The organism is Pseudomonas sp. RW10S2 (assembly GCF_014268985.1).
Classification (GTDB): Bacteria; Pseudomonadota; Gammaproteobacteria; order Pseudomonadales; family Pseudomonadaceae; genus Aquipseudomonas; species Aquipseudomonas wayambapalatensis.
Map to the genome: position 1 here is coordinate 1 of NZ_JABWRO010000072.1, position 16,198 is coordinate 16,198.

The 16,198-nt window shown below is 64.4% G+C and carries 13 protein-coding genes and 2 pseudogenes; 5 read left to right on the forward strand and 10 right to left on the reverse strand.

Annotated elements, in window-relative coordinates; all coding sequences use genetic code 11:
- Positions 1–121 precede the first annotated feature (121 nt).
- Entirely contained in the window at positions 122–1,714 is a 1,593-nt protein-coding gene (locus HU729_RS16150) for an argininosuccinate lyase (protein WP_186710953.1), read from the reverse strand.
- A gap of 287 nt (positions 1,715–2,001) precedes the next feature.
- Between HU729_RS16150 and HU729_RS16155 the strand changes: the two genes are divergently transcribed.
- Both HU729_RS16155 and HU729_RS16160 read left to right on the forward strand, forming a co-directional pair.
- The gene (locus HU729_RS16155; RefSeq protein WP_186710954.1) at positions 2,002–3,018 is read left to right on the forward strand and encodes a hypothetical protein; all 1,017 of its coding nucleotides are present in this window, start codon (positions 2,002–2,004) and stop codon (positions 3,016–3,018) included.
- 41 nt (positions 3,019–3,059) lie between these two features.
- Complete coding sequence (locus tag HU729_RS16160) at positions 3,060–4,757, forward strand: ShlB/FhaC/HecB family hemolysin secretion/activation protein (protein WP_186710955.1); 1,698 nt, start codon at positions 3,060–3,062, stop codon at positions 4,755–4,757.
- Positions 4,758–4,914: 157 nt separating this feature from the next.
- Here HU729_RS16160 and HU729_RS16165 read toward each other — a convergent pair whose 3' ends face one another.
- From HU729_RS16165 to HU729_RS26050, 4 genes and pseudogenes are all read right to left on the reverse strand, one after another.
- On the reverse strand, positions 4,915–5,940 hold the full coding sequence (locus HU729_RS16165) for a PDDEXK nuclease domain-containing protein (RefSeq protein WP_186710956.1): 1,026 nt from the start codon (positions 5,938–5,940) through the stop codon (positions 4,915–4,917).
- A gap of 147 nt (positions 5,941–6,087) precedes the next feature.
- A complete protein-coding gene (gabP, locus tag HU729_RS16170; RefSeq protein ID WP_186670318.1) occupies positions 6,088–7,479 on the reverse strand; it encodes a GABA permease in 1,392 nt (463 codons plus the stop codon).
- A gap of 246 nt (positions 7,480–7,725) precedes the next feature.
- Positions 7,726–7,902, reverse strand: a complete 177-nt coding sequence (locus tag HU729_RS16175; RefSeq protein WP_186710957.1) for a hypothetical protein — start codon at positions 7,900–7,902, stop codon at positions 7,726–7,728.
- Positions 7,899–8,027: pseudogene (locus tag HU729_RS26050) on the reverse strand (magnesium transporter CorA family protein); the annotation flags it as partial. The gene HU729_RS16175 and the pseudogene HU729_RS26050, both read right to left, overlap by 4 nt.
- On the opposite strand from HU729_RS26050, the pseudogene HU729_RS16180 reads away from it, so the two are divergent.
- Positions 8,027–8,161 (forward strand): annotated as a pseudogene (locus HU729_RS16180) (ribosomal-protein-alanine acetyltransferase); the annotation flags it as partial. The pseudogenes HU729_RS26050 and HU729_RS16180 sit on opposite strands and share 1 nt — an antisense overlap.
- 75 nt (positions 8,162–8,236) lie before the next feature.
- Here HU729_RS16180 and gudD read toward each other — a convergent pair.
- Both gudD and HU729_RS16190 read right to left on the reverse strand, forming a co-directional pair.
- Entirely contained in the window at positions 8,237–9,586 is a 1,350-nt protein-coding gene (gene gudD, locus HU729_RS16185) for a glucarate dehydratase (protein ID WP_186710958.1), read from the reverse strand.
- Between the two features lie 20 nt (positions 9,587–9,606).
- Positions 9,607–10,959, reverse strand: coding sequence for an MFS transporter (locus tag HU729_RS16190; RefSeq protein WP_186670313.1), 1,353 nt, complete (start codon positions 10,957–10,959; stop codon positions 9,607–9,609).
- Positions 10,960–11,300: 341 nt separating this feature from the next.
- On the opposite strand from HU729_RS16190, the gene HU729_RS16195 reads away from it, so the two are divergent.
- On the forward strand, positions 11,301–11,984 hold the full coding sequence (locus HU729_RS16195) for a FadR/GntR family transcriptional regulator (protein ID WP_186710959.1): 684 nt from the start codon (positions 11,301–11,303) through the stop codon (positions 11,982–11,984).
- A gap of 103 nt (positions 11,985–12,087) precedes the next feature.
- On the opposite strand, the gene mmsB is transcribed toward HU729_RS16195, so the two are convergent.
- Both mmsB and HU729_RS16205 read right to left on the reverse strand, forming a co-directional pair.
- Complete coding sequence (mmsB, locus tag HU729_RS16200) at positions 12,088–12,975, reverse strand: 3-hydroxyisobutyrate dehydrogenase (protein WP_186710960.1); 888 nt, start codon at positions 12,973–12,975, stop codon at positions 12,088–12,090.
- A gap of 10 nt (positions 12,976–12,985) precedes the next feature.
- The gene (locus HU729_RS16205) at positions 12,986–14,509 is read right to left on the reverse strand and encodes a CoA-acylating methylmalonate-semialdehyde dehydrogenase (RefSeq protein WP_186670311.1); all 1,524 of its coding nucleotides are present in this window, start codon (positions 14,507–14,509) and stop codon (positions 12,986–12,988) included.
- Positions 14,510–14,640: 131 nt separating this feature from the next.
- Between HU729_RS16205 and HU729_RS16210 the strand changes: the two genes are divergently transcribed.
- Entirely contained in the window at positions 14,641–15,591 is a 951-nt protein-coding gene (locus HU729_RS16210; RefSeq protein WP_186710961.1) for a LysR family transcriptional regulator, read from the forward strand.
- 78 nt (positions 15,592–15,669) lie between these two features.
- Here HU729_RS16210 and HU729_RS16215 read toward each other — a convergent pair whose 3' ends face one another.
- Complete coding sequence (locus tag HU729_RS16215; protein WP_288374933.1) at positions 15,670–16,170, reverse strand: OmpA family protein; 501 nt, start codon at positions 16,168–16,170, stop codon at positions 15,670–15,672.
- Between the last annotated feature and the right edge of the window lie 28 nt (positions 16,171–16,198).

The window sequence follows — 16,198 nt, forward strand, 5'->3', positions numbered from 1 at the left end:
TTGCTCAAAATCTAAGGGCCAGCCCGCTCCCACAGGAATTGGGCTGGACTTTAAATTTTGAGCAAGACAGTTGTTCCCGCAGGGACTGGGCACGCCTTAGATTTTTGAGATTGCGATGCCGTTATTGCCCGGCGAGCTTGTCGAAGGCCTTGTCCAACGCAGCATCGGCATCCACCAGCTTCTGCCGGTGCAGCTTCATCCAGTCCTGATCCGCCGCCAGGCGCTTGCCCGCCTCCATCAGCATGCGCCGCACTTCGTTCGGCTGCGGCCCACCAGTGCCCTGGCGACTCTCGACCATCGCCCGTGGCGACAGGCTGGCGCGGAACGCAGCCTCGCTCAGCGGCAACTGGTCGTCCTGCCATTTGTACTTCTTCGCCGCCTGGGTGTAGAGCGCCTGGGCATCGGCGTAGGCGAAGTCCTTGGGCAGCGTGCCCTCGGCGCGGGCCTTTTCGACGATCAGCGAGGCGAAGCTGTGGCCGATGCGGAACGGCACGTGGTGCTGACGCTCCAGAGTGTCGGCCAGCTCCATCGACGTGGTCCAGTCGGCGTCCAGCTCTTCTTCGGCGCGGGCAGCGTTGATCTGCAGGGCATCGAGCACCAGGTCCATGCGCTCGAACATCTCGTTGGCCGACTTGAACAGCCCCAGGTCGTCGAACGCGGCCTTGTAGTCGGTCATGCCGGTGGTGACGTTGTGTGCACGCACGGTGGTGGCGTTGGCCAGCCCGACCACATCGGAGGCCGACTCGCGGGTGCGCATCAGCAGGCCCGGGTTACGCTTCTGCGGCATGGCGCTGCTGGTGTAGGTCGAGCCTTCGTCGAGCAGCAGCCAGGGGCGGGTCTGGTGGTACTGGGTGTGGATGTCGCCAATGATCGCGCCCACACGAATGGCCGACGACGAGGCGATGCTGGCAGCCTCCAGCGGAATGTCGTAGGTCGAGACCTGGCTGGCATCCAGCGAGTTCTCGCGCAGGCCATCGAAGCCCAAGAGCGTGGCCAGGCGCTCGCGGTTGAGCGGGTAGCCGGAGTTGGCCAGCACCGCGGTGCCCATCGGGCTCAGGTTCAGGCGTGCATAGAGGTCGTGGATGCGCTGGGCATCGCGCTGGAACGACGCCTCGTACGCCAGCAGGTAGTGGGCGTAGCTGATCGGCATGGCCTGCACGCCGTTGGTGTAGGCCGGCACCAGAGTGTCGACGTTGACCGAGGCCAGCTTGAGCAGGCGCTGGCGGGTGGCGTTCAGGGCGTCGCTGTAGTCCAGCACTTCGGCGCGCAGCGAGGCCAGGCGATAGGTGGCGTACATGTCCTGGCGGCTGCGCCCGGAGTGGATCAGCGAAGCCTGCGGGCCGATCTTGTCGATCATCACCTGCTCGAGCTGCAGCACATCGCTGGGGCGCTTGCCGTCGGGCTGCTTGGCCTGGTCGATGGCATAGCGCACGCCGCTGGCGATCACCTTGCCCTGGTCGGCAGGCACGATGCCCTGCTCGGTGAGCATGACGATGGACGCCTTGTTGATGCGGTTGAGCCAGTCGAACTGGCTTTCCTGCTGGCCGCCCTTGAGCGCGGACTTGTCCACGCTGGCGCCGATCTTGCGCGCCTGTTCGGCGCATTCGGCGGTGGTCTTGCACGGCAGGTCGGCGGTGTTGGCGGCTTGGGCCGTGGCAGCGGCGAACAAGGCGTAGGCGATGGCCAGGTAGAGCGGGGTCTTTCTTGTTGTCATGGTTTCGGATCCGCGAATGTGTCGCTCAGGAGGGGCGAACATGGCGGGATGCTAGCGGCGGTGCTTGAAGATTAAAAATATATTAAAAATATCCAATCAATATCTCTCTAGTATGGAGGTCGGCAACGACAACTTGATACTTTCAAAATATCAAGACACTCGATTCAAGATATTTTATCTCGGCAAAAACCACTGCTAGGATCGGCACCATAACTCCAATCAAACCGGCCGATCCCCATACACTGCCACGGGATACGACCGGCACCGCACTCTTACGAGGTGGTTACATGCGGCATCACGTTCTGCGCACACTCACCCGCTCCGTGCTGCTCCTGGCCGCCAGCCTGCTGGCCGTCCAGGCCGTCGCCGCCCCCCAGACCTTGCGCCTGGGCGACACGGCCCCCTACAACTTCGTCGCCTTCGCCAACAACGACCTGAACACTGCCAGCCTGCCCGTACAGCGCGCCGTGGTGCTGCTGCATGGTGTACGCCGCAATGCCGACGACTATTACGACAGCGGCGAAAAGCTGCTGGAAAACGCAGGTTTCAGCGCCCGCGACACCCTGCTGCTGGCCCCCAACTTCCTCACCCCCAGCGACCGCCGTGCCGGCGCTGACATGCCGCTGTGGCCCAAGGACAAGTGGATGCACGGCACCGAGTCGCAGAGCGGGCGCGCCGGTATCGCCGGGTTCACCGTGCTCGACGACCTGCTCGCCTACCTCGGCAATCGCCAGCATTTCCCTGCGCTGAAGGAAATCGTGTTCATCGGCCACTCCGCCGGGGGTCAATTGATGCAGCGCTACACCCTGCTCGGCGACGGCGACCAACGCCTGCGCGCCAGTGGCATCCAGGTGCGCTACGTGGTGTCGAGCCCCTCGTCCTACCTTTACCTGGACGACAACCGCCTGCAGGACGGTGCCTTCAAGCCCGTACTCACGGTCATGTGCCCCAGCTACAACCAGTACCGCTATGGCCTGGAGCGGGCCCCGGCGTACTTCACCCGCCAGGGCCTGAACGCTACCCAGGTGTTCCAGCGCTATGCCGCACGCAACCTGACCTACATGGTCGGCGAGCTCGACAACAAGCCTGACGACCGGGTCATGGACCGCGCCTGTGGCGCTGCCATGCAGGGCGATACCCGCGTCGAGCGCCAGCTCAACTACCTGCGCTACGAAGCCTTCCTCGCGCAGAAATGGCACATCCCCATCGACCATCTGCAATTCCAGGTCAGCAAGGTCGGCCATCACGCCGCCCGCCTGTTCGCCGCGAAAAGCGTTGCCAGGACCCTGTTCCCGACCCGCTGACGCCGTTCGCACTTCCTACAAAAACAACAAAAGAATCTGCCATGACCCGGACTTATCTCGCCGCCTCCGTGCGCCGGGCGTTGCACCCGCGCGCCCTGACGTTACTCACCGCCGCCGTGCTCGCCGGCCAAGCCCAGGGTGAAACCCTGCCCAGTGCCGGCTCCCTGTTCGACACCAACCGCGACAGCTTGCGCCCGGCGCAGCGCAGCCAGCAGCCCCAAGGCAGCGTGCGCATCGAGGCCGAGGACGACCAGCGCCAGGCCCAAGGCAGTAATTCGGCGGCCCCCTCGTTCAGCTTCAAGGTCACGGCCTTCAAGCTCACCGGCAACCGCGAGATCAGCGAATCGCGCCTGCAGCAGGAATTGCAGAACGACCTCGGCCGCGAACTCGATCTCACCGGCCTGCGCGCCGCCGCCGACCGCATTACCGCGCTGTACCGCAGCCGCGGTTATCTGGTGGCCCGCGCCTACCTGCCGCCGCAGGAAATCGAAGGCGGCGTGGTCACCCTTGAGGTGCGTGAGGGCAAGGTCGGCACGGTACGCACCGAGCCGGGCCCGGGTGTGCGCCTGAATGCCGGCATGCAGCAGCGTTTCGTCGACGCACTGCCCAGCGGCAGCGTGATTCGCGAGCAGGACATGGAGCGCGTACTGCTGCGCCTGTCGGATATCGCCGGGGTTTCGGTGCGCGCGGTACTTCAGCCCTCGCGCCAGCCGGGCGCCGCCGACATCGTGCTGAAGTTGAGCGAGATGACTGCCTGGACCGGCCGGGTCAGTTTCGACAACTACGGCAACTACTACACCGGCAGCAACCGGATGAGCACCAACGTCAGCCTCAACGACGCCTTCGGCTTCGGCGAAAGCCTGTACTTCAACAACCAGGCCAGCTTCGAGGGCCTGGATATCAAGGGCGTGGGCATGCGCTTGCCACTGGGCGCCAGCGGCATCAGCGTCGGCGCCAGCTACGCCGAGATGGACTACAGCATCGGCAAAGGCCTGAAGACCGCCAACGCCAGCGGCAGCGCCCAGGTGTCGTCGCTGTTCGCCGATGCCTCGCTGCTGCGCAGCCGCGACGCCAACATCGGCCTGAACCTGGCCCAGGAACACCGTTACTTCGACGACGCCGCTGGCGCCTTCGAGGTGCGCAAGAGCGCCGTGTTCCGCGGCCTGACCCTGTACGGCGACTGGCGTGACGGCTGGGCCGGCAGCAACCGCTGGAGCCTGGGCTACGGCATCGGCCACCTGGACAAGAACACCCCGCTCGACGCAGCCCTAGACGCGCTGACCGCCGAGGCCGCCGGCACCTACCACAAGGGCACCCTGTCGTTCAGCCGCCTGCAGGCGCTCGGCGGCGGTTACTCGCTGTACGCCGCCATCAGCGGCCAGTGGGCCGACAAGAACCTCGACAGCTCGGAGAAATTCACCCTCGGCGGCCCCAACGGCGTGCGCGCCTATGGGGTCGGCGAAGCGGCCGGTGACGAAGGCCTGCTCGGCCGGGTCGAGCTGCGCAAATACCTGGGCAACATCAACGGCGCCATCGCCGAAGGTGCGCTGTTCGCCGATGCGGGGCGGGTGAAAGTGAACAAGAAGCCCTGGGACGACAGCGAGAACAGCCTCAGCCGCCACGGCTACGGGGTGGGCCTGAGCATCTATCACCGCGACTTGGTGATGAACGCCAGCCTGGCCTTCTCCAATGGCGACGACCCCACCAGCGACGAGCGCGACGCCAAGCGTTTCTGTTGATTATTTGACGAGTGGTGCTAGCTGTAGGAGCGGGCTTGCCCGCGAAAAAGACACCGCGCTGCCTGGCACGGGCTACGCCCGTGTTCGCGGGACACAGCCCGCTCTACAACAGTTGGGCTGGCGTTTAGACAGGTATCGAGTCGCTTTCGGGAAGGGTTCAGCGGGCGTCGAGGGCGTAGAACTCTTGCAGCTTGGCCTGCAGCAGTGCCTTGTCCGGCAGGCAGGTCTGGTACTCGGCGACGAGGGCCGGTGACAGGCTGCGGTTGAGTGCGTACTCGACCACCTCGTCATGCTTGCTGGCGCACAGCAGTACGCCAATGGCAGGATTTTCATGCGTCTTGCGCTCGTTGCGGTCCAGCGCCTCGAGATAGAAATCCAGCTTGCCCATGTACTCGGGCTCGAAGCGCCCGACCTTCAGTTCCACCGCGACCAGGCAGTTGAGACCGCGATGGAACAGCACCAGATCCACGGCAAAGTCACGCCCACCGACCTGCAGTGGATACTCGGAGCCGACGAAGCAGAAGTCGCGGCCAAGCTCCACGAGAAAGTCCTTCAAGCGCTGGAGCAGGCCCTTGTGCAAATCGGCTTCGGCATGTGCTTGGGGAAGGTCGAGGAAATCCAGCATGTAAGCGTCACGGAACACCGACAGGGCTTGCGGGTGGGCCTGGGCGAGAGAGGCCGAGGCCTTGAGCGGGTCGGCAACGCTGCGCTCGAACAGCGCGGCTTTCATCTGGCGCTCCAGTTCGCGCTTGGACCATCCCTCCTTGATGGCCATCCGCAGATAGAACTCCCGCTCCTCCACCCGCCGGCTCTGCCCGAGAATGATCATGTTGTGGGTCCACGGCAGTTGTCTCACCAGCGGTGAGACAACTTCGTCGTGACGATAGGCTTCAAAGAACTGGCGCATGCGGAAAAGGTTCGGTCGCGTGAACCCACGCAACCCTGGCTGCGTACGCGCCAGGTGTCCGGCCAACTGGCTGACCACGGCGTCGCCCCACTCGGCATTCTCGATCTTGCGGCTGATGTAGGCACCGACCTGCCAGTACAGCTCGATGAGCTGTGTGTTGACGGCCTGCATGCAGCGTTGCCGTGCCGAGTGGATGAGGGTCACGACCTCGTCGAAGCGCTCATCCCTGGAAGGCGCAGAGGCGGTTGCATTGTCATGTTGCGGGTGGTCTTTCATCGAAGGGCTCCTGGCATTGTTCGAAGCCAGGAAGCCTATCCAAGGGAGCGCGCCGGAAATGTCGGACCGCTCCTAGGATGCTGTGGCCCATGACAGAAGGGCGCCTAGTCCAGGCGCCCCTCGTCATGACCCGTTACATCCGCTCTGCTACCCCATCGACCGCACCACCACCTTGCGGCCATGCCCGCGCGTGGTGACGATGCCGAGGAAGGAGATCACGATCGCCAGGCTCAGTGTTGCACTGACCTCTGCACGGTGCTCCTCGGTATACATCATCACGGCCAGCGCGCAGCTGATGAACACGATCACTCCCCAGGTCAGCCAGGGGAACAGCCACATGCGGAACTTCAGTTCCGTGCTCTCGCGCTCCAGGCGCCGGCGCATGCGCAACTGCGAGATGGCGATCACCAGGTACACCAACAGGGCGATGGCGCCGGAGCTGGCGAGCAGGAACTCGAACACGCCCTTGGGCGCGAAGTAGTTGAGGATGGCGATGGCAGCCCCGATCAGCGTGCTGCCGAACACTGCAGCACGCGGCACGCCGACCTTCGAGGTGCGCTTGAGCATGGCGGGCGCATCGCCGCGCTTGGCCAGCGAGAACATCATCCGCGAGGCGATGTAGATCGACGAGTTCATGCAACTGGTCACGGCGATCAGCACCACCAGGTCGACCATGAACGCGGCATTGGGGATGTTCATGATCTCCAGCGCACGCTGGTAGGAGCCCACCACCGCAAGCTGCGGATCGTTCCACGGCACCACTGAGATGATCACGAAGATCGACAGGATGTAGAAGGTGCTGATCCGCCAGATCACCGAGCGGGTGGCCTTGGCGATGTTGCGCGCCGGATCGCTGGATTCGGAGGCGGCAATGGTCACCGCTTCCGTGCCGATGAAGCTGAACATCACGGTGATGAAGGCGCCGATCACCGCCGACCAGCCTTTGGGCGCGAAACCGCCGTGCTCGCTCATCAGTGTGCTCAGGCCGCTGACTTCGCGGTTGGGCAGCCAGCCCATCAGCGCGGCAAAACCGAGGCCGATGAAGCCCAGGATCGCGGTGACTTTCAGGATCGCGAACCAGAACTCGAACTCGCCGTACTTGGCCACGCTGAACAGGTTGGTGCAGGCCAGCAGCAGTACCGATGCGAGGGCGAAGATCCAACTGTCGACCTGCGGGAACCAGGCATTGAGCACATGGCCTGCGGCCAGCGCCTCGATGGGAATGACCAGCACCCAGAACCACCAGTACAGCCAGCCGATGGTATAGCCGGCCCAACGGCCGATGGCCTGGTCGGCGTAGGTGGAAAACGAGCCGGTGTCGGGATGGGCGACGGCCATTTCGCCGAGCATGCGCATGACCAGCACGACCAGCGTGCCGGCGACGAAATAGGAGAGGATGGTGGCGGGACCGGCAGCCGCGATGGCGTGTCCGGAGCCGACGAAAAGTCCTGCACCGATGATGCCGGCGATGGACAGCATCGTTACATGACGTGGCTTGAAACCTTGTGCAAGGTTGCCATCAGTTCCCACGGTGTTCATTGATCTTGTTCTCTTTTTTTGCTGACACAAGGAAGGACGGGCAGGCGTAGGCGAAAACTATCTCCTTTCTGGACAATGAGTTGCACGCGGCTCAGGTGATTTTATTGACGTTGTTCACGGGTTGGCGAGCGGCGGCGTCGAGGTCGGCTTCATTCAAGCAGTGCGGGTGCTGGGCAAATTGTTCCTGCGCGCCATGAAGGTGTTCGATCACGACACCGGGTCTTGCGAAGGCGGGTCAAATCGGTGCTATTCACCGCGAAGGGCTTTTCGCGGGCAAGCCCGCTCCCACAGGGATTTTTGGGCACCTTTGGATGTTGAGCAAGACAGTTGCTGCTGGTCGCGACGGTGATCCCAGTGGTAGTTCACCACCGCGAAGATCACGATCACCGACACCACGCACAGCCCTGTCTGCAGATTGCTCACGCCATCCTCCGCGCCATGCGCTTGAGCCCCAGAACCATTCCTGCCCCCACCACGGCAGTCATCATGCTGAACTTGGACATCCCGCCAATGCTGGCGATCAGGTTCGGCGGCGGGAATACCATCGAATGCCGACTTCGTCTATTTGCACGATCCGGACACCGACCACGGCCGCCACCGGTTGGCGCTGGACTGCCAGCGCATGAGCCTGTTCGGTGGACGCAAGGTGCGGGCGGCGGTGGTGGTGTTTGCGCGGGGGTAAAGCGCGCATAAAGCTTTTTACTGGCTGCGCAGGCCCTATCGCGATCCGGCTTGCCCCGCGACAGGGCCTTCTCTGTCAACGCACCAGGCAAGGCCGTTTGTTGTCGAAGGTCCAACCCGGCACCAGGAACTGCATCGCCACGCTGTCATCCCGAGCGCCCAGGCCCATGTTGCGGTAGCACTCATGGGCTCTCATCAACTGGTCCTCATCGAGCTCTACCCCCAGCCCCGGCCGCGTCGGCACCCGTACATGGCCGTCTACGATGCGCAGCGGCTCACGCGTCAGGCGCTGGCCGTCCTGCCAGATCCAGTGGGTGTCGATGGCGGTGATCTCACCCGGCGCGGCGGCTGCCGCCTGGGTGAACATGGCCAGCGAGATGTCGAAGTGATTGTTGGAATGCGAGCCCCAGGTCAGGCCCCAGTCATGGCACATCTGCGCCACCCGCACCGAGCCCTGCAAGGTCCAGAAATGCGGATCGGCCAACGGGATGTCCACCGACTGCAACTGGATCGCGTGGCCCATCTGCCGCCAGTCGGTGGCGATCATGTTGGTGGCGGTGGGCAGGCCGGTGGCGCGGCGGAACTCAGCCATCACTTCACGCCCGGAATAACCATTCTCCGCACCGCACGGATCCTCGGCGTAGGCCAGCACATCGTGCTTGTCGCGGCACAGGGCAATGGCCTCCTTCAGCGACCAGGCACCGTTGGGGTCGAGGGTGATGCGCGCCTCGGGGAAACGCTCGGCCAGCGCAGTGACAGCCTCCATCTCCTCTTCGCCACGCAGCACGCCGCCCTTGAGCTTGAAGTCGTTGAATCCGTAGCGGGCCTTGGCGGCCTCGGCCAGGCGCACCACCGCCTCGGGCGTCAGGGCCGGCTCATGGCGCAAGCGCAGCCAGTCGTCATCGGCCTCGGCTTCGTTGCGGTAGGCCAGGTCGGTGCGGGTGCGGTCGCCGATGTAGAACAGGTAGCCGAGCATCTTCACCGACTCGCGCTGCTGGCCTTCACCCAGCAGCGCGGCCATCGGCACGTTCAGGTGCTGGCCGAGCAGGTCGAGCAGGGCCGACTCGATGGCGGTCACCGCGTGCACGGTAATGCGCAGGTCGAAGGTCTGCAGCCCGCGCCCGCCGGCATCGCGGCTGGCGAAGGTCTGGCGCATGGCATTGAGCACGCGCTGGTAATGGCCGATTGGCTGGCCGACCACCAGGCTGCGGCTGTCTTCGAGGGTCTGGCGGATGTTCTCGCCGCCAGGCACCTCGCCCAGGCCGGTGTTGCCGGCGCTGTCGCGCAATACCACGATGTTGCGGGTGAAGAACGGGCCGTGGGCGCCGCTCAGGTTGAGCAGCATGCTGTCGTGGCCGGCCACCGGGATCACGCGCAGGTCGGTGACGACCGGGGTCGAGGAGTGAGGCGTCGTCTGCATGGTCATTGTCCTTGTCGGGCAGGCGTTCAATGGGATTGGCCCAGGGCCGATGGGGCCTTGAGTTCAGGGGAAGGAGCACCCTTGGCGCGGGTACGGACGAAGAACACGGCGATGGCGGCCAGCACCGAGGTCACCGCCAGGCCATACAGCCCGCCCTGGATCGAGCCGGTCTGCTGCTCGAGCAGGCCGAAGGTGGTGGGCGCGACGAAGCCGCCAAGGTTGCCCACCGAGTTGATCAGTGCGATCACCGCCGCAGCGATGCGCGCATCCAGATACCCCTGGGGGATCGGCCAGAACAGCGACGACGCCGCCTTGAAGCCGATGGCGGCGAAGCACACCGAAACGAAGGCGAACACCGGCCCGCCCGTGGTCGACATGAACATGCCGATGGCGGCCACCACCAGTGCGGCGGCGACCCAGGCCTGCTGGAATCTCCAACGTGCGGCCCCGGCGGCGAAGGCGTACATCGCCAGGATCGAGATCAGCCAGGGGATCGAGTTGAAGAAGCCGACCTGCAGGTCGCTCAGCTCGCCCATGCGCTTGATGATGCTCGGCAGCCAGAAGGTCGCGGCGTAGATGGTCAACTGGATGCAGAAGTAGATCAGGCAGAACAGCAGGATCTGGCGGTCCTTGAGCAGGCGCCAGGCCGAGGTCTTGATCACCCCGCCCGCCTCGCGCTCGCGCTGCTCGCGGTCGATGGCCTCGACCAGCGCATGCTGCTCGGCCGGGCTCAGCCACTTGGCATCCTGCGGGCGGGAGTCGAGCCAGAAGAACACGAAGAAGCACAGGATCACCGAGGCCATGCCCTCGATGAACAGCATCCATTGCCAGCCGTGCAGGCCCATGCCCTGGATCTGCATCAGCGCACCGGCCAACGGACCTGAGATCAGCGAGGCCAGGGCCGAGCCGCTGAGGAAGATGGCGATCGCCTTGCCACGTTCGGCACCGGGCAGCCAGCGGGTGAAGTAGTAGATCACTCCGGGGAAGAAGCCGGCTTCGGCGACCCCGAGCAGAAAACGCAGCACGTAGAACTGGGTCTCGTTCTGCACGAAGGCCATGGCGGTGGCGACCAGGCCCCAGGTGAACATGATGCGGGTCAGCCACAGACGTGCGCCGACCTTTTGCAGCAGCATGTTCGACGGCACCTCGAACAACGCATAGCCGATGAAGAACAGGCCGGCGCCAAATCCATAGGCGGCGGCGCTGATGCCCAGGTCACTTTCCAGGTGCGGACGGACGAAGCCGATATTGACGCGGTCCAGGTAGTTGACCACGAACATGATGACGAACAGCGGCAGGACATGGCGCTTGACCTTGGCTACGGCGCTGGCCAGCGCATCGCCGCCGGGCAAGGCAGACGCAGGGGGGGTGTCGTTCACGGGATATCTCCCAGTCATTGTTTTTATTGAGGGTGCTGGTGGCAGGCGAGGCAGTTGTCTGACATCCAGGTGGAAATGAGCATATTCCCGGCGGGGTTGTACGACAAGTTGGAAATTGAGCGAAAAAAGCAAAATACAAGCGGTTAACTAGGTAAAAATCGGCGAAATGCTTTTATCAGGTCGACTACCCAAGGCAATGGGAGGGGGAATATCAGGATGAAAAAAATCTTTGTGGATAACTTGTCATACAAGTAATGTGAGGGCGTTCAGCCGAGTCCTTTCGCGGAACACGTCGCAGCGGCGAACCGCCGCTCTCACAGGTACTACTTCGAGCCCACGCCATGACCCGCCCCCATAGCCGTGCCCACGACCTGGTCTCGAGCCTCACCCAGCAATTGCTGCTGGGCACCTTCAAGCCGGGCGACAAGCTGCCCTCGGAAAACACCTTGGTGCGCGAGTATGGCGTCAGCCGTACCGTGGTCCGCGAAGCGCTGTCGAAGCTACAGGCTGCGGGTCTGGTACAGGCCCGTCACGGGATCGGTACGTTCGTCATCGAACGCCAGGCCCGTTCCGGCCTGCGAGTGGGCCCCGAGAACGCCGCCAGCGTGCGCGACCTGCTGGAGCTGCGCATCGGCCTGGAGGGCCAGGCCGCCGCACTGGCGGCCCTGCGCCGAAATGACCGACAACTGGCGCAGATGCGCCAGGCGCTGGACGACTACCAGGACCTGGCCGCCGCCGGTGACAGCTGCATCGAAGCCGACCGACGCTTCCACCTGCTGATCGCCGAGGCCACCGGCAACCTGTATTTCAGCGAGATGATGGCGCAACTGGGTGACGGTCTGATCCCGCGCAAGCGCATGGCCCAGGCCGAGCGCGCCGGGGCCAACCTGGCGGGGCATGCTTATCTGGCCAACCTGGAGCACGAGGCGATTCTCAACGCCATCCGCCGACAGGACCCGGAAGCGGCCAGGGCGGCGATCTGCCTGCACCTCTCCAACAGCCGCGATCGCCTGCTACCCGACTGACCGGCGTGCAGCGGACAAAAAAAATCGCGGAACCGGCGCCCTCCCCCTGGTGCGCAGTAACAGGGGAAAGGCCATCCGGCCCGCGATCAAGCCCACTCGCGTATCAATCCTTCTTGCGATACCCCTCGACGATCGCCGAGAAATCCTTGCCGCCCTCGCCCCGCAAACTCATGGCCTGGTACAACTGCTGCGCCACAGCACCGAGGATCACCGGCTGGTGCGCCTGGCGCGCGGCCTCGGTCGCCAGGCCCAGGTCCTTGAGCATCAGCTCCGCACCGAAACCACCGGTGTAACCCCGCGATGCGGGGGCGGTCTCGATCACGCCCGGCCAGGGGTTGTAGGTATCCGAACTCCAGCAACGGCCCGTCGAGCTGTTGATGATGCCGGCCAGCACCTGGGTGTCGATCCCCAGTGCATTGCCCAGGGCCATCGCCTCGGACACGCCGATCATCGAGATGCCCAACAGCAGGTTGTTGCAGATCTTGGCGATCTGTCCGGTGCCGACTTCACCGCAGTGCACGATGTTGCGCCCCATCTGCTCGAGCACCGGTTTGAGCGTGGCGAACAGTTCGGGGCTGGCACCGACCATGAAGGTCAGGGTGCCGGCCGCCGCGCCGCCGGTGCCACCGGACACCGGCGCATCACCCAGGTCGATGCCTTTGGCCGCCGCGGCCTTGGACACGTCGCGGGCGGTCTGCGGATCGATGGTGCTGCAGTCCACCGCCGGTGTGCCGGGGCGAATGCCGGCGAGCACGCCGTCCTCGTTCAGGTACACGCCGCGCACATGGGCAGCGGCCGGCAGCATGGTGATCACCAGCTCGCTGTTGGCGGCGGCATCCCTGGGCGAGGTGCTGATCTGCCCGCCCAGTTCGGCGAGCTCGGCCAGCACGGTCTTGTTCAGGTCGAACAGGTTGAGCTGATGCCCGGCCTTGATCAGGTTACGGGCCATGGGCGCGCCCATGTTGCCCAGACCGATGAATGCAATGCGCATGGCAGTCTCCTTAGCGCAGGCTGATGGTGGTGTTCACACCGTCATTGACGCTGTCGTCATCGAACCAGCGGGCGGTGACGGTCTTGGTCTGAGTGTAGAACTGCACCACCTGCTTGCCGTATGGGCCGAGGTCGCCAAGCTTGGAGCCACGCGAACCGGTGAAGCTGAAGAACGGCACCGGCACCGGAATCGGAATGTTGATGCCGACCTGGCCGATGTCGATTTCGCTCTGGAACTTGCGCGCTGCCGCGCCGCTCTGGGTGAACAGGCCGGTGCCATTGCCGAACGGGTTGGCGTTGACCAGGGCGATGGCCTCGTCGAGGGTATCGACCTCGAGGGTGACCAGTACCGGACCGAAGATTTCCTGGGTGTAGATCTGCATGTCGGTCTTCACCCCGGAGAACAGGGTCGGGCCGACGAAGTTGCCCTGCTCGTACCCCGGCACCTTCACGTCGCGGCCGTCCAGCTCGAGCGTGGCGCCTTCCTTGATGCCGCTCTCGATCAGCCCCAGCACACGCTCCTTGGCGCGCTTGGAAACCACCGGCCCGACATCGGTGCCCGGCTCGCTGCCGGCATTGACCTTGAGCTTGCTCGCCGCCGCCTTGATATCCGGCAGCCATTCACGCGCCTTGCCCACCAGCACCGCCACCGACGTGGCCATGCAGCGCTGGCCGGCCGCACCGAAGGCCGCGCCGACCAGGGCGTTGATGGTCTGGGTGCGGTTGGCGTCGGGCAGCACCACGGCGTGGTTCTTGGCGCCCATCATCGACTGCACGCGCTTGCCGTGCTGGCTGCCCAGGTTGTAGACATGGGTGCCCACTTCGGTGGAGCCGACGAAGGAGATCGCCTTGATGTCCGGGTGGGTGCAGAGCGCATCGACCACCTGCTTGCCGCCATGCACCACGTTGAGCACACCGGCCGGCACGCCAGCTTCGAGCGCCAGCTCGACCAGCATCATGGTCGACAGCGGATCCTGCTCGGAGGGTTTGAGCACGAAGGTGTTGCCGCAGACGATGGCCATCGGGAACATCCACAGCGGGATCATCGCCGGGAAGTTGAACGGGGTGATGCCGGCGCACACGCCGATGGGCTGGCGCAGGGTGTAGGTGTCGACGCCACCGGCGACGTTCTCGGCGAACTCGCCCATCTGCAGGGTGCCGATGGACGCGGCATGCTCGACCACTTCCAGACCACGGAAAATATCGCCTTCTGCGTCGGCCAGGGTCTTGCCTTGCTCGGCGCTCAGGGTCGCGGCGATGCGCTTGCTGTGTTCGCGGATCAACGCCTGCAGCTTGAGCATGATGCGCATGCGCGCACCGATCGGCGTGTCACGCCAGGTCTTGAAGGCTCGTTCGCCAGCCGCGACCGCCGCGGCGACTTCCTCGGGGGTGGCGAAAGGAACACGCGCCAGCACCTGCTGGGTGGCCGGGTTGACGATGTCGCGCCATTCGGTGGTCTTGGACTCGACCCATTGGCCGTCGATCAGCAGCTTGACCTGCTCGACCTGAGTGTGGGGCGTGTGGGGTGCGTTCATCTGCGCTCTCCTTGGAATTATTGTCGGAACGAAGACGCCTACGCCGCAGCGAACGGGGTGGCGTGCAGGGGCTGAGTTCGAGTATAGATGTGCAAACATCCAACAAGAATGCACAAAAAAACCGGATCAACATGCAAAAAGACCTGACCTCCCTCAGCGCGCTGAACTGGGACGACCTCAAGTTCTTTCTTGAGGTAGCGCGCACCCGCAAGGCCAGCAGTGCAGCCAAACGCCTGGCCGTGGACTACACCACGGTGTCGCGGCGCATCAGCTCGCTGGAAGGGGCGATGGGCACCTTGCTGTTCGAGAAATCGCGAACCAACGGTTTCGTGCTCACCGCCGAAGGCCAGCGTCTGCTGGGCTATGCCGAGTCGATCGAAAGCACCCTGCACATGGCCTGCGAGCAGGTGTCGGGCTCGGGCGTTGCGCTGTCCGGGCACGTCCGCATGGGGTGCACCGAGGGCTTCGGCAGCTTCTTCGTCACCCCTCAGCTGAGCCGCTTCGTGGACACCTGGCCGGCGATCTCGGTGGACATTCTGCCGCTGCCGCACTTCATCAGCCTGTCCAAGCGTGAAGCCGACATTGTCATCGCCCTGGAGCGCCCCGAGCATGGGCCCTACGTGTGCTGCAAGCTGTGCGACTACCGCCTGCGCCTCTATGCGACCCGCGAGTACCTCGACCACCACGAACCGATCCGCCAAGTCGCCGACCTGGTGCGCCATCCGTTCATCAGCTACGTGGACGACCTGGCGTTCAGTTCCGAGCTGCTGTACCTGGCCAACCTGATCCCCAACGCCAGCGCCCACCTGCGCAGCACCAGCGTGATCGCCCAATACACCGCTGCCCTGCAGGGACGCGGGCTGGCGATCCTGCCGTGTTTCCTGGCGGCGCAGGACGAACGACTGGTGACCGTGCTACCGGAGGAGGTGGAGGTGACGCGGCAGTTCTGGATGTATTGCCGGGAGGACTTGCGCAAGTTGAAGCGGATCACTTTGCTGTGGGATTACATCCGCGATGTGACCGAGGCGAATGCGCCGCTGTTGATGGGGCAGACGCGGGAGATGGTATTTGCGCAGGATTGAGGCGGATGGCACCGGCTGCGCCGGTGATCGCGGGACGAGCCCGCTCCCACAGGGGGCCGGTGCCATTGCTCCCATTCCTTAGTTCGACGCCACCACGATCGACACCCGCCGATTCTCGGTGCGCCCGGCACTGGTGCGGTTGTCCGCCACCGGCTGGGTGCTGCCCAAGCCGCGCGTCTGAATGTTGCGCGGCTGCATGCCGACGCTGATCAGCGCCTGGGCCACACTCTGGGCTCGGCGCTCGGAGAGCTGCTGGTTATAGGCCACCTTGCCCGAGGCATCGGCATGGCCATCGACGCGCACATGCTGGATATCCACCGACAGCAACGCCTTGCCGATCCGCTCGACAATCGCCTGGCTCTGGCCGTTGAGCCCGTCCAGGTCACTGCCGAACAGCACCTTGCCCGACAGGTCGAACGCCCAGCCCTCGTCGCTTGGGGTGAACCCTTCGCGCTTGAGCACGGCAATCTGTTCAGGGCTCAGCCCACTGGGTGGCACGGTCTGGCAGCCGGTCAAGGCCAACACTGCCAGCAGCAAGGCCAGCAAGGGAAAACGCAGTCGGGAAAAGGGGTGTTTCACGGTTCAGCTCCTGTTGTTCAAATCCGTG

Excerpts from the sequence above, each read along its gene's own strand:
- HU729_RS16150 (WP_186710953.1), bottom strand. The coding sequence starts at position 1,714 with ATGACAACAAGAAAGACCCCGCTCTACCTGGCCATCGCCTACGCCTTG.
- HU729_RS16155 (WP_186710954.1), top strand. The coding sequence starts at position 2,002 with ATGCGGCATCACGTTCTGCGCACACTCACCCGCTCCGTGCTGCTCCTG.
- HU729_RS16160 (WP_186710955.1), top strand. The coding sequence starts at position 3,060 with ATGACCCGGACTTATCTCGCCGCCTCCGTGCGCCGGGCGTTGCACCCG.
- HU729_RS16165 (WP_186710956.1), bottom strand. The coding sequence starts at position 5,940 with ATGAAAGACCACCCGCAACATGACAATGCAACCGCCTCTGCGCCTTCC.
- gabP (WP_186670318.1), bottom strand. The coding sequence starts at position 7,479 with ATGAACACCGTGGGAACTGATGGCAACCTTGCACAAGGTTTCAAGCCA.
- gudD (WP_186710958.1), bottom strand. The coding sequence starts at position 9,586 with ATGACCATGCAGACGACGCCTCACTCCTCGACCCCGGTCGTCACCGAC.
- HU729_RS16195 (WP_186710959.1), top strand. The coding sequence starts at position 11,301 with ATGACCCGCCCCCATAGCCGTGCCCACGACCTGGTCTCGAGCCTCACC.
- mmsB (WP_186710960.1), bottom strand. The coding sequence starts at position 12,975 with ATGCGCATTGCATTCATCGGTCTGGGCAACATGGGCGCGCCCATGGCC.
- HU729_RS16205 (WP_186670311.1), bottom strand. The coding sequence starts at position 14,509 with ATGAACGCACCCCACACGCCCCACACTCAGGTCGAGCAGGTCAAGCTG.
- HU729_RS16210 (WP_186710961.1), top strand. The coding sequence starts at position 14,641 with ATGCAAAAAGACCTGACCTCCCTCAGCGCGCTGAACTGGGACGACCTC.